Raw genomic sequence first — 18665 nt, forward strand, 5'->3', positions numbered from 1 at the left:
TTAACTTATTTTAAATATCATAAAGCGTTTTCTATGGATCGAATTAAGCTTTTTACATCGAATTCATTTCCAGTTAATGTAAGCCTTATCCAGCTTTTTCTTTTAAGAATAAAATTGTCTGGTGTAATGTTCAAATCACTATTTGGATTCTGTTGAACAAATTGATTTAAAACACGCGTTAATACTAACCTGTGCTTTCCACGGTACTCAATAATTTTTATCATAGTCTGGGGGACTTTTGTTTTAATTAAGGTTAAATTAATAAAATTTACTGAAAATAACTTACGGGTTTCCATAAATGAAAGAAAAGGGACCATAAGCGTCCCTTTTCGAAATCTGATAGTCCCCCCGGACATATCGGTAATAAAATTTGAAGATATTAAAAACTCAGTAGCTGACACAGAAAAAACTTACAAAAAAGTAAGTACCAAAACAGCATTGTAGGATCACTTAAATTTAAAAGTAAATTAAAAGATGAAGTAAAAAATATTATAGAAACAGTAAACCAAAGAAATAGAAAAGGTTAGCGATGAAAATTTCAAGTAGATTATGATTGGTTTAATATGTTTACATTTGTTTTATGATGCACGATTTTTTCTTAGAACTTACATTATTTGCGGTTATTTCACTACCAATATTACTTTTTGTAGTATGGAAAGAAAATAATAATCTTGATTATAACGAAGCATTATTCCTTTTGAAAAATAAAATGAACATGTATTTTAGAAAATATATTTATCCAAGTTTTTTTTGGATTGTCGTATTTTCTTTATTCTACTATTTATTTGATTAGTTTTAAAAACAATACATAAACTAAAGTCCAATTAATTTAATGATATCTAAAGACAAGGAAAAGTGATAAAGGGTCACTGAGTACTCTTAATATAACTTTTTATTAAAAATCGTAAAACAAAAAAGCTCCGTTAGGAGCTTATTGTAACCACAATGGTTGAAGATAAGGGTTGTATATCGAATATTGTTTTACAGTGTTGTTTAATGAATAGTTAGCTTAGTGTATTGAAAATCAAACTAATACTAGTTGCTTGCACGATAAAATTAGGTGAAAACTAAGAAGGGATAAGCTGTTTTTCGATGAGCAGACATAATATGTCGATGAATTGAAGAGAAAGAAAGTTTAATAAAAAAAAAGGGACCGAAGTCCCTGAGTTGTATAGATATACTAAAATTAAGCGTCCCCCCAGACATTAATTTAATATCTATGGGTAAGAAACCAAAATGAATAAAAAGTCACAATTAAATTTTATTTTTTTTAATGACTTCGGAGATTTGGAGGTGATTTGATGCATTTTTTGCAAGAAATACTCATTTGTATTGAGGTTTAACTATCATTTAGTGAGGTGTTTAGGGAGCTGTGTTGATTTAGTTTTGAATAATTAAAAAAAAGATAATAAATTAAGACATGAAAGAAGATAAAAAGAAAATAATAGGGCGATATATAAAATCGTATAATGAATTTGATGTCGAAGGAATGGTAGAAGGTTTGGCTGAAAATATTGTTTTTGAAAATATAGCTAATGAAAGTGTTACACTGAGAACTGAAGGAATAGAAGAGTTTGTACAACAAGCTAAAATGGCAACGAAGTACTTTAAAAGCCGACAACAAACTGTGGAGACATGGAGATTTAATGATTCAAACGTGATTGTAGAAATTGCTTATAAAGCAATTCTTGCAATTGATTTACCAAATGGTTTAAAAAAGGGAGATTCTTTAGAACTGAAAGGAATATCGGAGTTTGAGTTTGAAAACCAAAAAATTGTAAGAATTACCGACAGAAGTTAAAGATTAAAATACCAAATTGTATTTGTAAACCATAAAATAGAAGTATTCATTCCAAAATAAAAAAAGTCATATCAGGAATAATATGACTTTTAATTTTTTGATTTTTTGTTCAAAAAAATAATGATAGAAAACTTAATGCTTAAATAAAGACACAACCCGTAATTGGGCTGTGCACAATTTTTGAATTCAATTCTAGCCCCCACTAAATCAATTCTTAACAAACCTAAAAATTAAGTTGTTACCTCCCAAATATGAGCTTATTTACGTAAAAATTAATTAAAAAAAAGACAACATATGTTAAGAAATTTAGCTTTTTTAAACAGGAGAAAGTAGTGTAGTTGTCTAATGTTTTAGATAGAAACAAAAAACACAACCCAAGAATTGGATTGTGCAATAGGTGAACTTAACTATAGTCCCCACTTAATTAAATTCGGGCAAACCTAAATATTACTTAGTAAATGTGCAAATATTAATCTCACTCATTAGAAATAAATGAAAAAAAGATAACATATGTTAAGAAATAAAGAAGGTTTAATTTTTTTCGAAGAAATATTAAAATAGGATATTCAATTGTAATAGATGTAGGGCTTTTTATAAAAGAAAAGGTGAACCTAGGCCCACCTTTTAAATTTAACAATGCACTTCTCTACAATCATGGAAGCAAGCACTAAATTCTGGTTTGTTTTGGAAGTTTTGAGCTCTACAATAATCGAAACATACTGAGCAAAAAAATGGAGTACCACCTTGAATATTTTTCTGATCTTCTTTTTGTAGTGTTACTCCTAAATTTAAAATATTTTGTAACATAAGGTTGATTTTTAAGTGGTTACAATATAATTTTTTAAGAAATATTTGTAGAGAATTAATCCGTAAAAAAAGTATGGTTTTTCCTTGTTTCTTTCTTATAACCAGTGTGTTAGTTGTGTTTTAGGTTATGGGAACCCAATAGAGAATAAGAATTATAAATATAAAAAAAGAAGAAAAGAGATCGTCCCCCCCAGGATTCGTCTTTTCTTCTAAAGTCTTCAATTTTGTGTGAAAAATGAAATTATTACTGTAAAGGTACGTCGTACTTATAGTGTTCGAGACCGGTAATAGTTGAGAAGTCTTTTTATATAGACGAATGGTATGCTATCTGTCGATGAAAGGTAAATTTGACAGAGTTCTTTAAAATTCACAGTGTAAGACCTGTGTTTTATGTGTAGATTTAGTGTTGTTTAATATTAGCTAGCTTGCATAAATCGTTGCTTTTCAAGCCAACGATCTACACTTCCCAATTCTCTAGCTTTAAAGAAGTTGTTTTCCTTATAAATATAATTCCCTTTAGGTGGAACTTTTTTAACCTTAATAAATTTATAAAGTACTAGTTTGATAATGGCTTCTTTAACATCTTCTTTAGTAATATCTTCTTCATTATTTGAATCCAGCACTTCATCAATAAAAGTATCTACTTCAATATTTTTAGTATTAAAAATTAACGCTTTGAAAACAATTTCTTCCATAATGCTTCGATTATATATGCAAATATATCAGCAAGTTAATGTCTAAAAAAGGGGAATACCGCAGCTAAAACTGCAAAAAACCGTATGCTTTTTGAAAAGAAGGAAGTTTTAGAGATCTTTTTGTATTAGGGCTAGTATTTTTCTTCCTCTAGCTTCACAACCTTTGCTTTCATGAATAACTTGATTTCTAATAACATGATCTAACTCTTGTAAAACCCAATCGGTAGAGCGTCCAAAAAGGTAAAGTGTTTGCATGGTATAAGCTTTTACGGCAATTTTTTGTTGACTAATTAACCAATCAAATCCTGTTTCAATAATTAAATCAATATGTTTTTCAGTCAGGGCTTTTTTAATAAGGTTTTCTTTCTTGGAGGTATATGCCTTTGCAATATGCTCACAAATTTTAGCGCAGGGTCTTACGGCACTATCAAAATGAACCTTCTGTATGTTTTGAGTAAATGTGTCTAGGTAGAGAATGATATGGTTAATTCCATGATGTGTACAAATCCACTCTAATATCCATGCAGCTTTAATAGAGAGTTTATTATCCACATCGAAAGTTAAATCAACTAATTTTTTTATTAAATTAGGTTGTTGTAATACAATATTTGAAGCAGTTTTCCTGTTCTCTCTAGCAGGATTGTCCATATTGTTTAATACGGTAATTAAAAAATCAACACTCATATTGGTATGGTTTGTGTACTTTTGATGCAGTAAGAGTTAAAATTAGAAAAAAGAAATCATAATGATTCATTTAAAAAAGATATTTTCAATAACAATAATAAGTTCTTTGGTTTTGTCCGCTACAGTTTCAGCTCAAAAAATAAACCAATTTGATAAGAATGGTAAAAGAACAGGAGTTTGGAAGAAGTTTTATAAAAATGAAAAAATACGTTACTCTGGTAAATTTAAGGCAGGAAAAGAAGTTGGAATATTTAAATTTTATAATATAGACTCCTATGGAACTCCATCTATTGTAAAAGAATTTTCATCAAAGTCAGATAGCGCATTTGTGAAATTTCACACACCAAAAGGAAAAGTAAAGAGCAAAGGTTGGATGATAGGAAAGAATAGAGTAGGAAAGTGGATGTATTATTTTAGCAATGGGAAGGTGTTTTCTGAAGAAAATTATAAAGATGGAAAGTTAGATGGAGTTGTTAAAAATTATTATCCAAATGGAAAACTTACAGAGGAAACACATTATATAGAAGGAAAAAAAGATGGAGTTTCTAAAGTATATACAGATGAAGGAATTCTTATAGAAGAAGTAGCTTATTTAAATGGTAAACTGCATGGTTTTGGAAAGTATTATAATTTAAAGGGACAGCTACAAGAACAAGGAAATTATGAAAATGGTGTAAGAAAGGGTAAATGGGAATTTTTCATTGATGGAGAAATAGCTACTAAAAAGAAACGCAAGAGTCTTTCAGATTTAAAAAATAAATAATTTTATGACTAAAAGATTATCCATTATCATACTGATTTTTGTTGCAGGAGTTATAGTTTCTTGTGATAAAGAAAAAGAAGAGAAAAAGAAAGGTTCAATGGTTGGTCTTTGGAATGTTGAAAAAGTGCAAGTAGGAGAAAAAGAAATGACTCCAAATGCTCGTTGGATGCATTTTAAATCAGATTCAACACAAGTTTCTGGTAATGGCTGGCTACAACATTCAGTGGGTTCATGGAGGTTAGAAGAAGAACGGCTTACGATTGATAATTTAAATGGTATAAAAGACAATGCAGCGCCTTTTCAGGTTGAATTGAATCAGGATAAAATGTTGTGGAGAAGAACAGAAGATGGACAAAAAGTTACCGTCCATTTAAAGAGAGCTGAAAAAATACCCACTTCTGAAGGGAATAAATTAATTGGGTTGTGGCAATTGGTATTGCATAAAGTTGGAGAAGAAAAGAGTACAAACTTAGAGATAGATAAAAAGGTAACATTGTTTTTAAGATGGGATAATACCTATGTGAAACAAAGTACTTTAACCTCAAAAGATTATGGAGTTTATAAAATACACGGACACAGACCTGAATTACAGATGGTAAATTATGGTGATACTCCTGTATTTAGCTTCTATAAATTTGATATTAAAAAGGATAAACTTGTATTAAAATCTACAGATGGAAAAGAAGAATTAGAATACAAAAGAATCCATCAGTTTTTTCAATGATACCATTGATTCTTTCCATGTAAAAAAACAGAAACAAATTCGTAAATTTGCACCTCAAATTTAAAGAGAAATGAAAAGAGTAGTAGTTGGACTTTCTGGAGGTGTTGATAGTAGTGTTACCGCATACTTGTTAAAAGAGCAGGGATACGAGGTGATAGGACTATTTATGAAAAATTGGCACGATGATTCGGTAACTATTTCCAATGAATGTCCTTGGTTGGAAGATAGTAACGATGCAATGATTGTTGCTGATAAATTAGGAATTCCTTTTCAAACAGTAGATTTGAGTGAACAATACAAAGAACGTATTGTTGATTATATGTTTAATGAGTACGAAAAAGGACGTACTCCGAATCCAGATGTTTTATGTAATCGCGAAATTAAGTTTGACGTATTTATGGATATTGCGTTAAGCTTAGGGGCAGATTATGTAGCTACGGGTCACTATTGTAGAAAAGGAGAGGAGATAATTGATGGAAAACCTGTATATAAATTATTAGCAGGTAAAGATGGAAATAAAGATCAATCATACTTTTTGTGTCAATTGTCACAAGAGCAATTATCCAAAGCCTTGTTTCCAATTGGAGAATTAACAAAACCAGAGGTAAGAGAAATCGCAAAGGAAGCAGATTTAATTACAGCTGATAAAAAGGATTCTCAAGGATTATGTTTTATTGGGAAAGTGAGATTGCCAGATTTCTTACAACAAAAATTACAACCAAAAGAAGGAGTAATTGTACAAATTCCTTCAGATTATACAGAGTATACTAAATCTACACCAAAGTTTGCTGATAAAGAAGCTGAGTTGGCATATCATTCAACAAAGTTTGTTTACCAAAAGGAAGATGGTAAAGTAGTAGGGAAACATCAAGGTGCTCATTATTTCACCAAAGGACAACGTAAAGGCTTGGCTGTAGGAGGTACCAAGGAACCTTTGTTTGTAATTGAAACAGATGTTGATACCAACGTAATTTATACAGGAGAAGGAAAGAGTCACCAAGGATTATATAGAAACGTACTTTTTGTATCGAACGAGGAGTTGCATTGGGTGCGTGAAGATTTAGCATTAGATACTGGAGAGGAGATGGAGGTAGAAGCAAGAATTCGTTATCGTCAAGCTTTAGAAAAAGCAGTTTTACATAAAACAGATAAAGGAATTTATGTGGAGTTTGAAAATGCGCAATCAGCAATCCAAGAAGGGCAATTTGTAGCTTGGTATAAAGATGAAGAGTTATTAGGTTCTGGTGTGATTTCTTAGAATAAAGAAAATTGTATGAAAATAAGAACAGAAAAAGATGTAAGAGAATTAGATGAAAAGATAAAAAGAGAATTAGGAATAGATGTTAGAAAGTATAGAAATGAAGAAGTAGTTGCTAGTTTTTCTGAATTAATCTCTTTGCCAAGTTATATAGTCTCTTGGGTGATAAGACCTATACTTTTTGCACTGTTGCTTTTTATTGCGGGTTATTATACACTTAATTTAGTACATATCGAATATTTGATTTATTCGATAATTGGACTTGTTTTATACCTTTTTGCTGGAGTTTCTTTTGGTTTACTATTATTGTTGATTAAAATGAAGAAGGATATATGGAGTGTTGTAGATTACACTTTAGATATCATGAAATCTGCAGTTAAAGATTTAGCAAGTGTCAATAACCAAATAACAGAAGAAAATAAAAAAAATGTCCTATCCCTTTTATTCAAAGGGATATTACACATTGTAACTATACCTATGTTTACCGAGATTATAACGAGCAAAATACCAATAGTTGGTTTTTTACTTAGTAAGTTATTAAAGAAGGTTTTGGTGTTAATTTCAGATAGGTTGAAGTTTGAAGAAACCGATATGTTAACTTCAAAAGAAACTTTTACTACTGGTGAATCTGGAGTTGTGAAATCTTATATGATAACTATCGAGAGTGCTTCTAAGGGACTTGAAAAACTTACAAGTTTTACATTTAAAATAGCACGTTTTCCGATCATCTTACTTTTTGGATTATCATTTATTTTATTGTTCCTTTTTCTTTATTTAATACATTAAAAATACTCTAAAAATGAGTTAGAGTGTTGAAACTGATATAAGGAAGAATTATTCGGTTTTGGTTTAATTTTATAAAAAGATTTTCAAAAAATATATTTTTTAAGACCTCGAATATTTCGAGGTTTTTTTGTGCTTATTAGTTAATGATTGTACATTTACCCTATGCAAAATAAGATTACCAAACTATTTAATATACAACATCCAATTGTTCAAGGTGGAATGATTTGGGTTTCAGGATGGAAACTAGCATCAGCAGTATCAAATGCAGGTGGATTAGGGTTAATTGGAGCTGGTTCTATGTATCCAGATGTATTAAGAGAACATATTCAAAAATGTAAAAAAGCAACAGATAAGCCTTTTGGAGTAAACGTACCCATGCTGTATCCAGATATTGAGCAAATAATGGATATTATTGTTGAAGAAGGGGTGAAAATTGTATTTACTTCTGCAGGAAACCCAAAAACATGGACTTCCTTTTTAAAAGAAAAGGGAATCACTGTGGTACATGTAGTAAGTTCGGTGAAATTTGCGTTAAAAGCAGAAGCAGCAGGTGTAGATGCAGTAGTTTGTGAAGGTTTTGAAGCTGGCGGTCATAATGGAAGGGAAGAAACAACTACATTCACTTTGATTCCAATGGTAAAGGAGCAAGTAAAAATACCGGTAATTGCAGCTGGAGGAATAGGATCTGGAAGAGGAATGTTGGCAGCAATGGTATTAGGCGCGAATGGAGTGCAAATAGGTAGTCGTTTTGCAGCTACTTTAGAGTCTTCGGCACACGATAATTTTAAAAACACCATTGTAGAAGTTAAAGATGGAGGAACGCATTTAACCTTAAAGGAATTAGCTCCGGTAAGATTGGTTAAAAACAAGTTCTATAATGATGTTCAAGAATTGTATGCAAGTAATCCTACTATTGAGCAAATTAAAGAGCTGTTAGGACGTGCTAGAGCTAAAAGAGGTATGTTTGAAGGTGATTTAGAAGAAGGAGAATTAGAAATAGGACAAATAGCCGGATTAATTCACGAAATTAAGTCAGCAAAGCAAGTTGTTGAGGAAATTGTAGAAGAATATAATAGTGTTAAGGCTAATTTTTAAAAGAAGATAGCTAACTCATAAAATAAAAAAGCAGGAAGTTCAACTTCCTGCTTTTTTAATATATAATATTATTAAGATTAGTAATTTACATAATCTACAATCTCTAATCCATATCCAATCATACCTACACGTTTTGTTTGTTTCGTATTTGAAACCAAACGTAATTTATGAATGTGTAAATCGTGTAAGATCTGTGCTCCAATTCCAAAATCTTTATTGTCCATTACCACATTTGGAGCTTTCATGATTCCGTTTGCTTGATTCTCTTGTAATAAGCGTAACCTACTTAGTAAGTTTAATGCTTCTCTTTGTTGATTAATGAAAATAATAGCACCTCTACCTTCTTCATTAACAACCTTAAACATTTGATCTAATTTCTTATCGGCATTATTCGTTAATGTTCCTAAGATATCATTGTTTACTAAAGTAGAATTTATTCTGGTTAAAATAGCCTCATTTTTAGTCCAAGTACCTTTGGTTAACGCAATATGAATTTGCTTATTTGTTGTTTGTTGGTAAGCTCTTAATCTAAATTCTCCAAAACGAGTTTCAATTGTAAAATCTTCTTTCTTTTCAATTAAAGAGTCATGCTCCATACGATAAGCTACTAAATCTTCAATTGAAACAATTTTTAAATCGAACTTTTCTGCAACTTCTAAAAGTTGAGGTAAACGAGCCATGGTACCATCTTCATTCATGATCTCTACAATAACACCAGCTGGTTGTAATCCTGCTAAACGAGCAAAATCAATAGCTGCTTCAGTATGACCAGTTCTTCTTAAAACACCACCATTTTTAGCTTTTAAAGGAAAGATGTGTCCAGGACGAGCCAAATCAAAAGGTTTTGTTTCTTCGTCGATTAAAGCTTCAATGGTTTTAGCTCTATCAGATGCCGAAATTCCTGTAGTTACTCCTTTTCCTCTTAAATCTACAGATACGGTAAAAGCAGTTTCCATAGGGTCAGTATTATTACTAACCATCATTCCTAATTCTAATTCTTTACAGCGATCTTCGGTAAGAGGGGTACATATCAACCCTCTACCATGTGTTGCCATAAAGTTGATCATTTCTGGAGTAACCATTTCTGCTGCGGCAACAAAATCTCCTTCATTCTCTCTATCTTCATCATCAACTACAATAATTACTTTACCATTTTTAATGTCTTCAATGGCTTCTTTTATTGTGTTTAGTTGTATTTTAGTTTGTGTTGTCATTGTTATGTTGTTTTCTCTTTTGAGAATAGTTTTTTGAAAAATTGTGTTATCGGAGCAAAAAGACTTGAGAAATTAAATAACCCCTTGTCTTGTGTTGCTCTAATCGTTAGTGTTAAGGCTAAAGGAAACATAAGTGCTACCGATAACCAAGAACCTGTAATTGCTGTTAATGAGCTTTCTTCTGCTAAATTACGGCCAAATGTATTAGAAAAAAAGTACAATACATAAATTGCAATAGCCAATATCATCGGAAGTCCCATACCACCTTTTCTAATAATAGAACCTAAAGGGGCTCCAATAAAAAATAATATTAAGCAAGAAAGAGAAAAAGCAATACGGTTGTAGTATTCAATATCGTAAAGGTTTAAGTACTTTCTTTTATTTCTTAAAGTGTCTTTGTTAGCTCTGTTATTATTGAGCGTACGCTCCATTTTAGAAACGGCAGAAGTAAGGATGTTTACTTTTTCGTTCAATTCAAAATTATCCAATACTTCTATAGAAAGCTCCTTGTTTTTTAAGGAATCTGGATATTGATGTAAGTCTTTAATATCAATAGGTAAAAACAGATTTTGTGCTCTACTATCTATAAAATTGTCATAACTTGTTTTAAGTATTGGAATAGTGTCTTTTAACTGTTGTAAACTCAACATATTAAAATTACTCTTATATTTTTCATCTTCAATATTGTTGTCCGAAAAAGAAGAGATATCTATATTAATAGTATATTCATCAAACTTTGCTTGTGAGGCTGGCATTCTCTGGCGTTCTTTATATGAACTTCCGTTTTTTACATGATGTTCAAAATAATGACCATCTCTTAAAATAAGGGTCATGTATTTGCTTCCTTCTTCAGAGATAATTTCACCTTTTTTAGCAGTTATAATTTTGTTGTTCCCTTTTCTACTAGACAAGTCGTAAATCATAACGCCTTCTAATAGGTTTTCATCTTTACCATATTTTTTGTCAAACTTAATTTGAAAATCAGGTATTTCGGTATTAAACCCTCCTGGAACTAAAGCTAAAGCAGGTTGTTTCTTTTTGATATTTACCTTCATGTTTAGTTGCTTCAGCATTGCATAAGGGTACACATTATTTAAGAAGATGAAATTTAAGCCACTCATTAAAACGGCAAAAAGTACTAATGGACGAACCATACGCTGTAAAGAAACTCCAGCAGATTTGGCAGCCGCAAACTCGTAGTTTTCTGATAGGCTACCTAAAGTCATTATTGATGAAAGTAATACTCCAATGGGCAAGGCTTGAGGTGTTACTATAAGCGCAGTGTACCAAAGGAACTTTAATATAATAACAATACCAATCCCTTTCCCTGCAATATTATCAAATGCAAGCCATAAAGCCTGCATTACCAATACGAATAAGATGATAAAAAAAGTTGCTAAAAAGGGAATTAAGAAACTTTTTAATATATATCTGTCTAATGTTTTCACAGATGCAAAGTTACTAGTTAGTTAGTACAAATAACACAAAAGTTTTGTTAATGATTCACAATTTCATCAACAAAACTTTCGATATTAGAATTTAGTCTATATAATATCCTTGTTTTTCGTACTTAATTTTGTCAAAAGAGAATAACTTTTCAGAAATAGGTTGATTACTTTTAAACTTGGTAATCGTAAAGGTTGTTTCCGCTCCGTTAGAACCAATTTGAACTAATTTATAAATGTGTTTTGTTTTTGCGTCAATACCTAACTGTACTTTTATGATATCAGAATTACTGTCAATAGGAGTTAAGTCAACAAACTGAATTTTACGTCCTTTACTGTTTCTCAGATCTCCCATTTTATAAGTATATCCTTCTTTATAAAAGGTTAATAATTTTGAAGGGTAAATAAATCCATCTTCCTCTTCTAAATCACCATTTGTAATATTAACTTCCTTCTCTTCAGTATTGATAACAACTAATTTTTTTCCATCAAAAACAAAGTTGTTCCCTAGATAATTTAAGTTGTATTTTTCACCAGCTAAGGTAATTTCACCACGAATAGGAGGGTCGTTTGTAATTCCAGCTTCTTTATTAACTAAGGTAGAATTAAAACCAATGGTCATATTTTCATAAGCTCCCATTTTCGAAGATACTTCATCTAGTAAGCCTTTTGCTTGAGTAGATGTGTTTTGAGCGCTCATTTGAACGCTTAAAAATATACTTGCTAATAATATTCCTAGTTTTTTCATTTTATGAATTCAATTCTTAATTACTTATTTTTTTCATTTTCCAATAATTGCTCTAAAGCAATTAAATCAGGAACTAATACTTGACGAGCTTTACTTCCTTCAAATGGACCTACAATACCCGCAGCTTCTAATTGGTCTATCAATCTACCTGCTCTATTGTATCCCAGTTTTAACTTTCGTTGCAATAACGATGCCGAACCTTGTTGTGCTGTCACAATAACTTCAGCTGCTTCTTTAAATAGCTTGTCTCTATCTGCAATATCAATATCAAGATTTGTGCCACCTTCTTCACCAACATACTCAGGAAGTAGATGGGCTTCTGGATACGCTCTTTGAGAACCAATATAATCGGTGATTTTTTCAACTTCTGGTGTGTCAACAAAAGCACACTGAATACGAGTGATATCGTTTCCTCCAGAATACAACATGTCTCCACGACCAATTAATTGATCTGCACCTGGAGCATCTAAAATTGTTCTACTATCTATTTTTGAGGTTACCCTAAAAGCAATTCTAGAAGGGAAGTTTGCCTTAATAATACCCGTAATTACATTTACCGATGGTCTTTGGGTTGCTACAATTAAATGAATACCAATTGCACGGGCTAATTGTGCCAAACGAGCAATAGGAGTTTCTACCTCCTTACCAGCGGTCATAATTAAATCGGCAAATTCATCAATAACCAAAACAATATATGGTAAGAACATATGTCCGTTTTCTGGATTTAATTTACGTGCTTTAAATTTTGCATTATACTCTTTGATATTACGAACCATGGCATTTTTAAGTAGCTCGTAACGGTTATCCATCTCAATACAAAGAGAGTTTAATGTATTAATTACTTTAGTGTTATCGGTAATAATAGCTTCTTCTGAATCTGGAAGTTTTGCTAAATAATGACGCTCTATTTTATTAAATAAGGTAAGCTCTACTTTTTTAGGGTCTACTAAAACAAACTTAACCTCTGCAGGGTGTTTTCGATATAATAACGATGTTAATATAGCATTTAGTCCAACAGATTTTCCTTGTCCTGTAGCCCCTGCCATAAGTAGGTGAGGCATTTTAGCTAAATCAACTACGAATGTTTCGTTAGAAATGGTTTTACCTAATGCAATAGGAAGTTCCATAGCTGATTCTTGGAATTTCTTAGAAGAAATTACAGAATGCATAGAAACGATGGTAGCTTTTTTATTTGGTACTTCAATACCAATAGTTCCTTTACCAGGTATCGGAGCAACAATACGAATTCCTAAAGCTGATAATGATAAAGCAATATCATCTTCTAAATTTTTAATTTTAGAAATACGAACTCCAGCTTCTGGAACGATTTCATATAATGTAATTGTTGGACCTACGGTTGCCTTTATTTGAGCAATACCAATTTTGTAGTTCTTTAAAGTTTCAACAATTTGATTCTTATTTGCCTCTAACTCCGTAGGATCAATAGAAATACTTTCGTTGTATTCTTTTAATAAATTAAATGTTGGGAACTTGAAGTTTCCAAGCTCTAATTTAGGGTCAAATTCTCCAAAATCTTTAACCAATTGATCCGATAAGTTTTCAGATACATGAGATTCTTCGGCAATTTTCTCTATCGCAACTTCAACTTCTTTCTTTGTTTCTTCAGAAATCACTAAAGTAGGTTCCTCTATTGGCTTAACATCTAAAGGAATCTCTTCTTTTTTAGGTTCTTCTGGTTTAATTTTCGAATGATTATTAATCGTAGGCTGTAAATTTTCTAAAGAAAGCTCAAAATCAGATTTTGCTTCATTGTCATCTACAGTAGGAGTTTGAATACTCTCTTTTTGTAGCTGCTCTTTCTCTTCCTGAGAAGCTTTTACCTTTTCATCAACAACTTCAGGAGTTATCTTAAATCGAAGAATTATATAGGCTACTAATAAGAACAATAAAAGAATAACAAGTCCTATTTTTCCTAGAAAAGTTTGTAAATATTCGTTTAATTCAAAACCAATTGTTCCAGATAACAAAGCAAGTTTTTTATCTGTAAACCCTAAAGCAACAGAAATCCATAGCATTCCTAATAACCCCCAGTTCCAAGAGGAAATAATACTTTTTATTCTAGATTGAAGTAATATTCTAGCTCCACTAATAAAAAATAAGAAAACAAGCATAAAGGCACCAACTCCAAAACCTTTGTATATAAAAAGGTTGCTCAGTTTTGCACCAATTTGCCCTAAGAGATTTTTAGCTCTAAAAGCTTTATTTGGAAATTGATTTAATGCACTTTGGTCTTCTTGCCAAGAAAAGAAAAAAGATATAAAAGCCACTAATAAGGCTAAAGAAAAAAGAATTAAAAACGTACCAAAAATACTTTGATTCTGTCTATTACTTATAAAAGATTTTATTTTAGGTGTAACAGGACTTTTAGGTGGTGTTTTTTTTCTTGCGGTTTTCTTTTTGGCCATGAATATAAATTAGGTTGAGTGTATTACAACGTTAAAATATAACTATAATTTTAGGAAGATAAATAATAAAAAATATAATTATAGATATAAGTGCAGCAAAGGCAGGAGCACCAGCTGCAATGTCTTTGATAAAACCGATTTTTTCATGGTAATCAGGATGAATAAAATCGGCAACTTTTTCAACAGCGGTATTTAAAGCTTCAGCTACTAAGACCAATCCAATAGCCAAGCATTGAATCATCCATTCAATTGAAGAAATTTCAAAATAGAAACCTAATAAGGTTACTAAAACTGCTATAGAAAATTGAACTTTTATGCTGTCTTCTGTAGTTAACAGTAGCCACATACCTTTTAAGGCAAATTTAATACTTCGTAATCTGCCCATTATAAAACCATCATTCGGGTTTTTCATACTATACTTATAATGCTTTTAAAGCTGCTTCGTAATTTGGTTCGTCAACTATTTCAGGAACTTGTTCTGTATGTGTAACAACTCCTTCTTCATTAACCACTACGATACAACGAGAGTGTAAACTTGTTAAAGGACCATCTGTAATTTCTAAACCGTAATTTTTTCCAAAATTACCATCAACAAAGTCAGAAAGCATTACTACATTTTCAATTCCTTCTGCTCCACAAAATCTACCTTGTGCAAAAGGTAAATCTTTAGAAATACATAAAACCTTTGTATTATCTAATCCAGCAGCTTGTTCGTTAAACTTTCTTACAGAAGTAGCACAAGTTCCAGTATCTACACTTGGAAAGATGTTTAATACTAATTTTTGTCCTTTAAAATCAGAAATGCTTTTGCGTGATAAATCACCTGCAACCAATTCAAAATTAGGAGATTTTTCTCCAACTTTAGGTAAATTTCCGATTGTGTTTACTGGGTTTCCTTGTAAAGTAATTGCTGCCATTTTTCTTTTTATTTTATCAGAATTCAAAGGTAACTAAATAATTTTGAAAATTGGTGATAGAAAAGTCATTCAAGCCTTAAAAGTCATATCTTCGCGTTTCTAAACGACTTATAAAAATTGAGGCTATCACGTTATACATCTGAGTTTAAATATAATTGGCAGTTAGCAGCTCCAGTAATGCTGGGTATGTTAGGACATACATTTGTTAGTTTTATTGATAACATTATGGTTGGGCAATTAGGAACGGCAGAACTTGCAGCTGTTTCTTTAGGAAATAGCTTTATGTTTATTGCAATGTCGTTAGGAATTGGTTTTTCTACTGCAATCACACCCTTGATAGCTGAAGCAGATGCGGCAGAAAATTTTGGTAAAGCTAAATCAACTTTTAAGCATGGTTTATTCCTATGTACTACCTTAGGAATATTAATGTTTTTAATGGTGTTCTTTTCAAAGCCATTGTTGTATTTTATGAAACAACCAGTAGAAGTAGTTGAACTGGCGATTCCTTATTTAGATTTAGTAGCTTTTTCATTAATTCCGTTAATCGTTTTTCAGGCTTTTAAGCAATTTAGTGACGGGATGTCCATGACCCGTTATCCTATGTATGCTACTATCATAGCGAACGTAGCAAATGTTATTTTGAATTATTTATTAATTTTTGGAAAGTTTGGGTTTCCAGAAATGGGAATTGTAGGAGCAGCCTATGGAACACTATTGTCTCGTTTTATAATGGTGTTTTACCTTTGGTGGTTGTTAACACAAAAGGAACGTTCTAAAAGACTTGTTACCAATATTAAGATTTTTGTGTTAGATAAATTAATGCTTAAAAAGATTATTAGTTTAGGAGCACCAAGCGCAATGCAAATGTTTTTTGAGGTGGCCATTTTTACAGCAGCAATTTGGTTAAGTGGTTTGTTAGGTAAAAACCCACAAGCGGCCAATCAAATAGCCTTGAATTTATCTTCTATGACGTTTATGGTGGCAATGGGATTAAGTGTTGCAGCAATGGTTAGAGTAGGAAATCAAAAAGGTTTAAAGAACTATATTGAATTGAGAAGAATTGCTTTTTCAATCTTTTTATTAGGAATAATTTTGGCAGTAGGATTTGCGATAATCTTTTTTATATTCCATAAAAGCCTACCGAATATTTATGTAGACTTAAATGATGCTGAAAATCTTACCGATAATATGGAGGTGATAAAGATTGCGGCAACCTTATTAATAGCAGCAGCATTCTTTCAAATTAGCGATAGCATTCAAGTAATGGTATTAGGAGCTTTAAGAGGGTTACAAGATGTGGCAATTCCAACAGTAATAACTTTTATTGCTTATTGGTTAATTGGATTTCCTGTAAGTTATTTCTTAGGAAAAGAAGAAGCTTATGGAAGCTTTGGAATTTGGTTAGGATTACTAGCTGGATTGACTTCTGCTTCCATATTATTATACATGAGATTTAATTATTTAACTTTGAAATTAATTAGAACAAAACAAAATGAACTTACCTAAATTTTTATTAGCAGATAATAGCAATCATCCTGAAGATATTTTTGTATTACATACAGAATACCCAAGGTTTTTAATAAACTTAAAAGATGATGAAATAGAGTGGTTTGAAGACTTGTCAAATGAAAATGAACAAGATTTGGCCAATGAGATGGAAGCTTTAATTGAAGCTGCTGGTAAATTCTACGATGAAGAAATGAGTAAATATGAATAAATAAAAAAAGAGAAGTGTACACTTCTCTTTTTTTATTCCTCGGCTTTTAGCAGTTGCTCTGCTTGTGCTTTCCAATTATCTCTTTTAATTCTTCCAGGGAAAAATTGAATTAAATTGGTAACCGTTTCAATATCTTTTTCTGTAAAATTACTTATCTGTTTGTAAGTAAAAATTCCAATACTGTTGAGCTTCTTTTCTATAAAAGAACCTACACCTTTGATTTTAGACAAATCATCTTTATCATCTTCTGATGCAGTTCCGATTCTTTTAAAGTTTAATCGTTCTGGTTTTTTAACCTCTATACCACCTCGATCCACGGTTTTTCGAGCCCTAATAATTAATTCTAGAGGCTCATCATCAAAGTTTTTTTCTTGTAAACCGGTATTCTGTATCTCTGGTTCTAAGTTTTCAATTGGGTTTGAAATACCCTTGCTATAAAAGACCATGGCAAAAAGATAGCCTATTAAAAAAGAACCTAGCATCCATAAAAAGAGTTCTATGGAGAACGAGATTGCTATAAAATTAGTAAAATGCATTTATGGGGAGTTTTAGTTGATTACTATTTTAATTAGTTGATTGTTATTTCAATTCTTCTGTTTTTAGCTCTACCTTGAGCGGTAGTATTATCTGCAATAGGGGAGGAATCTCCCTTAGATAATGTGGTTATTTTAGATGTGTCGATGCCTTGTTGTATAAAATAATTTGCAACATTTTTAGCACGTTGTAAACTAACCCATTCGTTAGTTTTTTCTTCACCAACATTATCTGTATGTCCAGTAATAGTGATTTTTTTATTTGGATGCTTGTTTAGATAGCTTTTAGCTTCTAATAAATAAGCATACAAGGTTCTATCTGGATTAAAGTTTTCGTTTCCAAAATGAGAATGCAAGGTTTTATTTGTGATCTCGTTTTGAATGGTTTTTAACTTGTCTGGATGAATGTTTTGATGTGATATTTTAATTCCGTCCGCATAAAATCCCTCCATATCATAGGTGTAATTGCTAGGATTACTTTTTACAATGATCTTCTTAGGGTTTATCCCATACTTTACAAGCTTATTCTTTAAATAAGTAGCTCTAGCTATACCTAAGTCTTGTCCGTTATCTAAAGTTTCACCCTGTAAATAATCTGCGGTAATGATGATTTCTTTTTCCTGATTCTTATTTAAGAAGTTAAAAATGGAATCTTTGAAATAGTAAAACTGTTTAGGGAAAAGTACTCTGCTGTTATTGGAAGAGGTAACAAACTTATGAGCAAAATTAAGTTGGGTGAGCTCATTTTTAAATAAAGGTTTTACAACCTTTTTGACGTTGAGTGTTGAATCTTTCTTTTTACTGTTGATAGTGTCTATTACAGTAGTTACCTTTTTGACAACTTCCTTCTTTGAAGTTTTGTCAGACACATTATGTTCATCATTAGTGCTTTCAGTTTTATCCTGATGAACAAACTGTGCAATAATTGCGAATACAGTAAAAACGAGAAAAGCTTTTAAAAAGTTTCTCATTAGTTAGGGGATTTTAGTTAGTAGGTTTGATTAAAGGTTAAATATATAAAAACTTTTTTATCTAACCAATTGATACTGTAT

General features: G+C 31.3%; 20 protein-coding genes. 8 read left to right on the forward strand and 12 right to left on the reverse strand.

What is annotated here, in order from left to right; translation table 11 throughout:
• Nucleotides 1-17: 17 nt before the first annotated feature.
• On the reverse strand, nt 18-224 hold the full coding sequence (locus Q0873_RS02260) for a hypothetical protein (protein ID WP_299104125.1): 207 nt from the start codon (nt 222-224) through the stop codon (nt 18-20).
• A 1196-nt stretch (nt 225-1420) separates the two neighbouring features.
• Between Q0873_RS02260 and Q0873_RS02265 the strand changes: the two genes are divergently transcribed.
• On the forward strand, nt 1421-1801 hold the full coding sequence (locus Q0873_RS02265; RefSeq protein ID WP_299104128.1) for a nuclear transport factor 2 family protein: 381 nt from the start codon (nt 1421-1423) through the stop codon (nt 1799-1801).
• Nucleotides 1802-2431: 630 nt separating this feature from the next.
• Here Q0873_RS02265 and Q0873_RS02270 read toward each other — a convergent pair.
• The 3 genes from Q0873_RS02270 to Q0873_RS02280 form a co-directional block, all read right to left on the reverse strand.
• Nucleotides 2432-2608 (reverse strand): hypothetical protein, encoded by a 177-nt coding sequence (locus tag Q0873_RS02270; RefSeq protein WP_299104130.1) that lies wholly within the window; start codon nt 2606-2608, stop codon nt 2432-2434.
• 416 nt (nt 2609-3024) lie between these two features.
• Entirely contained in the window at nt 3025-3303 is a 279-nt protein-coding gene (locus tag Q0873_RS02275; RefSeq protein ID WP_299104132.1) for a hypothetical protein, read from the reverse strand.
• Between the two features lie 108 nt (nt 3304-3411).
• Nucleotides 3412-3987, reverse strand: coding sequence for an adenylosuccinate lyase (locus Q0873_RS02280; protein ID WP_299104134.1), 576 nt, complete (start codon nt 3985-3987; stop codon nt 3412-3414).
• A 61-nt stretch (nt 3988-4048) separates the two neighbouring features.
• On the opposite strand from Q0873_RS02280, the gene Q0873_RS02285 reads away from it, so the two are divergent.
• From Q0873_RS02285 to Q0873_RS02305, 5 genes are all read left to right on the forward strand, one after another.
• Complete coding sequence (locus Q0873_RS02285; protein WP_299104136.1) at nt 4049-4750, forward strand: toxin-antitoxin system YwqK family antitoxin; 702 nt, start codon at nt 4049-4051, stop codon at nt 4748-4750.
• A gap of 4 nt (nt 4751-4754) precedes the next feature.
• Entirely contained in the window at nt 4755-5474 is a 720-nt protein-coding gene (locus Q0873_RS02290) for a hypothetical protein (RefSeq protein ID WP_299104138.1), read from the forward strand.
• Nucleotides 5475-5544: 70 nt separating this feature from the next.
• Nucleotides 5545-6732 (forward strand): tRNA 2-thiouridine(34) synthase MnmA, encoded by a 1188-nt coding sequence (gene mnmA, locus Q0873_RS02295; protein ID WP_299104140.1) that lies wholly within the window; start codon nt 5545-5547, stop codon nt 6730-6732.
• Nucleotides 6733-6747: 15 nt separating this feature from the next.
• Nucleotides 6748-7518: a hypothetical protein gene (locus Q0873_RS02300; RefSeq protein WP_299104142.1), complete on the forward strand. Its 771-nt coding sequence runs from the start codon at nt 6748-6750 to the stop codon at nt 7516-7518.
• A 162-nt stretch (nt 7519-7680) separates the two neighbouring features.
• A complete protein-coding gene (locus Q0873_RS02305) occupies nt 7681-8613 on the forward strand; it encodes a nitronate monooxygenase (RefSeq protein WP_299104144.1) in 933 nt (310 codons plus the stop codon).
• A gap of 77 nt (nt 8614-8690) precedes the next feature.
• Here the strand turns inward: Q0873_RS02305 and ribB are convergent, their stop codons facing one another.
• The 6 genes from ribB to tpx form a co-directional block, all read right to left on the reverse strand.
• Nucleotides 8691-9827 (reverse strand): 3,4-dihydroxy-2-butanone-4-phosphate synthase, encoded by a 1137-nt coding sequence (ribB, locus tag Q0873_RS02310; RefSeq protein WP_299104146.1) that lies wholly within the window; start codon nt 9825-9827, stop codon nt 8691-8693.
• Between the two features lie 2 nt (nt 9828-9829).
• On the reverse strand, nt 9830-11275 hold the full coding sequence (locus Q0873_RS02315; protein WP_299104149.1) for an LptF/LptG family permease: 1446 nt from the start codon (nt 11273-11275) through the stop codon (nt 9830-9832).
• Between the two features lie 91 nt (nt 11276-11366).
• A complete protein-coding gene (locus Q0873_RS02320; RefSeq protein ID WP_299104151.1) occupies nt 11367-12020 on the reverse strand; it encodes an outer membrane lipoprotein carrier protein LolA in 654 nt (217 codons plus the stop codon).
• Between the two features lie 20 nt (nt 12021-12040).
• Entirely contained in the window at nt 12041-14446 is a 2406-nt protein-coding gene (locus Q0873_RS02325) for a DNA translocase FtsK (protein ID WP_299104153.1), read from the reverse strand.
• Between the two features lie 31 nt (nt 14447-14477).
• Nucleotides 14478-14858, reverse strand: coding sequence for a diacylglycerol kinase family protein (locus Q0873_RS02330; RefSeq protein ID WP_299104154.1), 381 nt, complete (start codon nt 14856-14858; stop codon nt 14478-14480).
• A 7-nt stretch (nt 14859-14865) separates the two neighbouring features.
• On the reverse strand, nt 14866-15363 hold the full coding sequence (tpx, locus tag Q0873_RS02335; RefSeq protein ID WP_299104155.1) for a thiol peroxidase: 498 nt from the start codon (nt 15361-15363) through the stop codon (nt 14866-14868).
• Between the two features lie 117 nt (nt 15364-15480).
• Here tpx and Q0873_RS02340 point away from each other — a divergent pair, with 117 nt between their 5' ends.
• Nucleotides 15481-16869 carry an MATE family efflux transporter gene (locus Q0873_RS02340; protein WP_299104156.1) on the forward strand — a complete coding sequence of 463 codons (1389 nt, stop codon included), beginning with the start codon at nt 15481-15483 and terminating at the stop codon, nt 16867-16869.
• Nucleotides 16856-17080 (forward strand): hypothetical protein, encoded by a 225-nt coding sequence (locus Q0873_RS02345; RefSeq protein ID WP_299104157.1) that lies wholly within the window; start codon nt 16856-16858, stop codon nt 17078-17080. Before Q0873_RS02340 ends, Q0873_RS02345 begins: the two co-directional genes overlap by 14 nt.
• Before the next feature lie 32 nt (nt 17081-17112).
• Here the strand turns inward: Q0873_RS02345 and Q0873_RS02350 are convergent, their stop codons facing one another.
• Nucleotides 17113-17616: a hypothetical protein gene (locus Q0873_RS02350; RefSeq protein ID WP_299104158.1), complete on the reverse strand. Its 504-nt coding sequence runs from the start codon at nt 17614-17616 to the stop codon at nt 17113-17115.
• Between the two features lie 32 nt (nt 17617-17648).
• Nucleotides 17649-18584, reverse strand: coding sequence for an OmpA family protein (locus tag Q0873_RS02355; protein ID WP_299104159.1), 936 nt, complete (start codon nt 18582-18584; stop codon nt 17649-17651).
• Nucleotides 18585-18665: the final 81 nt, after the last annotated feature.

The organism is uncultured Tenacibaculum sp., from assembly GCF_947498805.1.
Classification (GTDB): Bacteria; Bacteroidota; Bacteroidia; order Flavobacteriales; family Flavobacteriaceae; genus Polaribacter.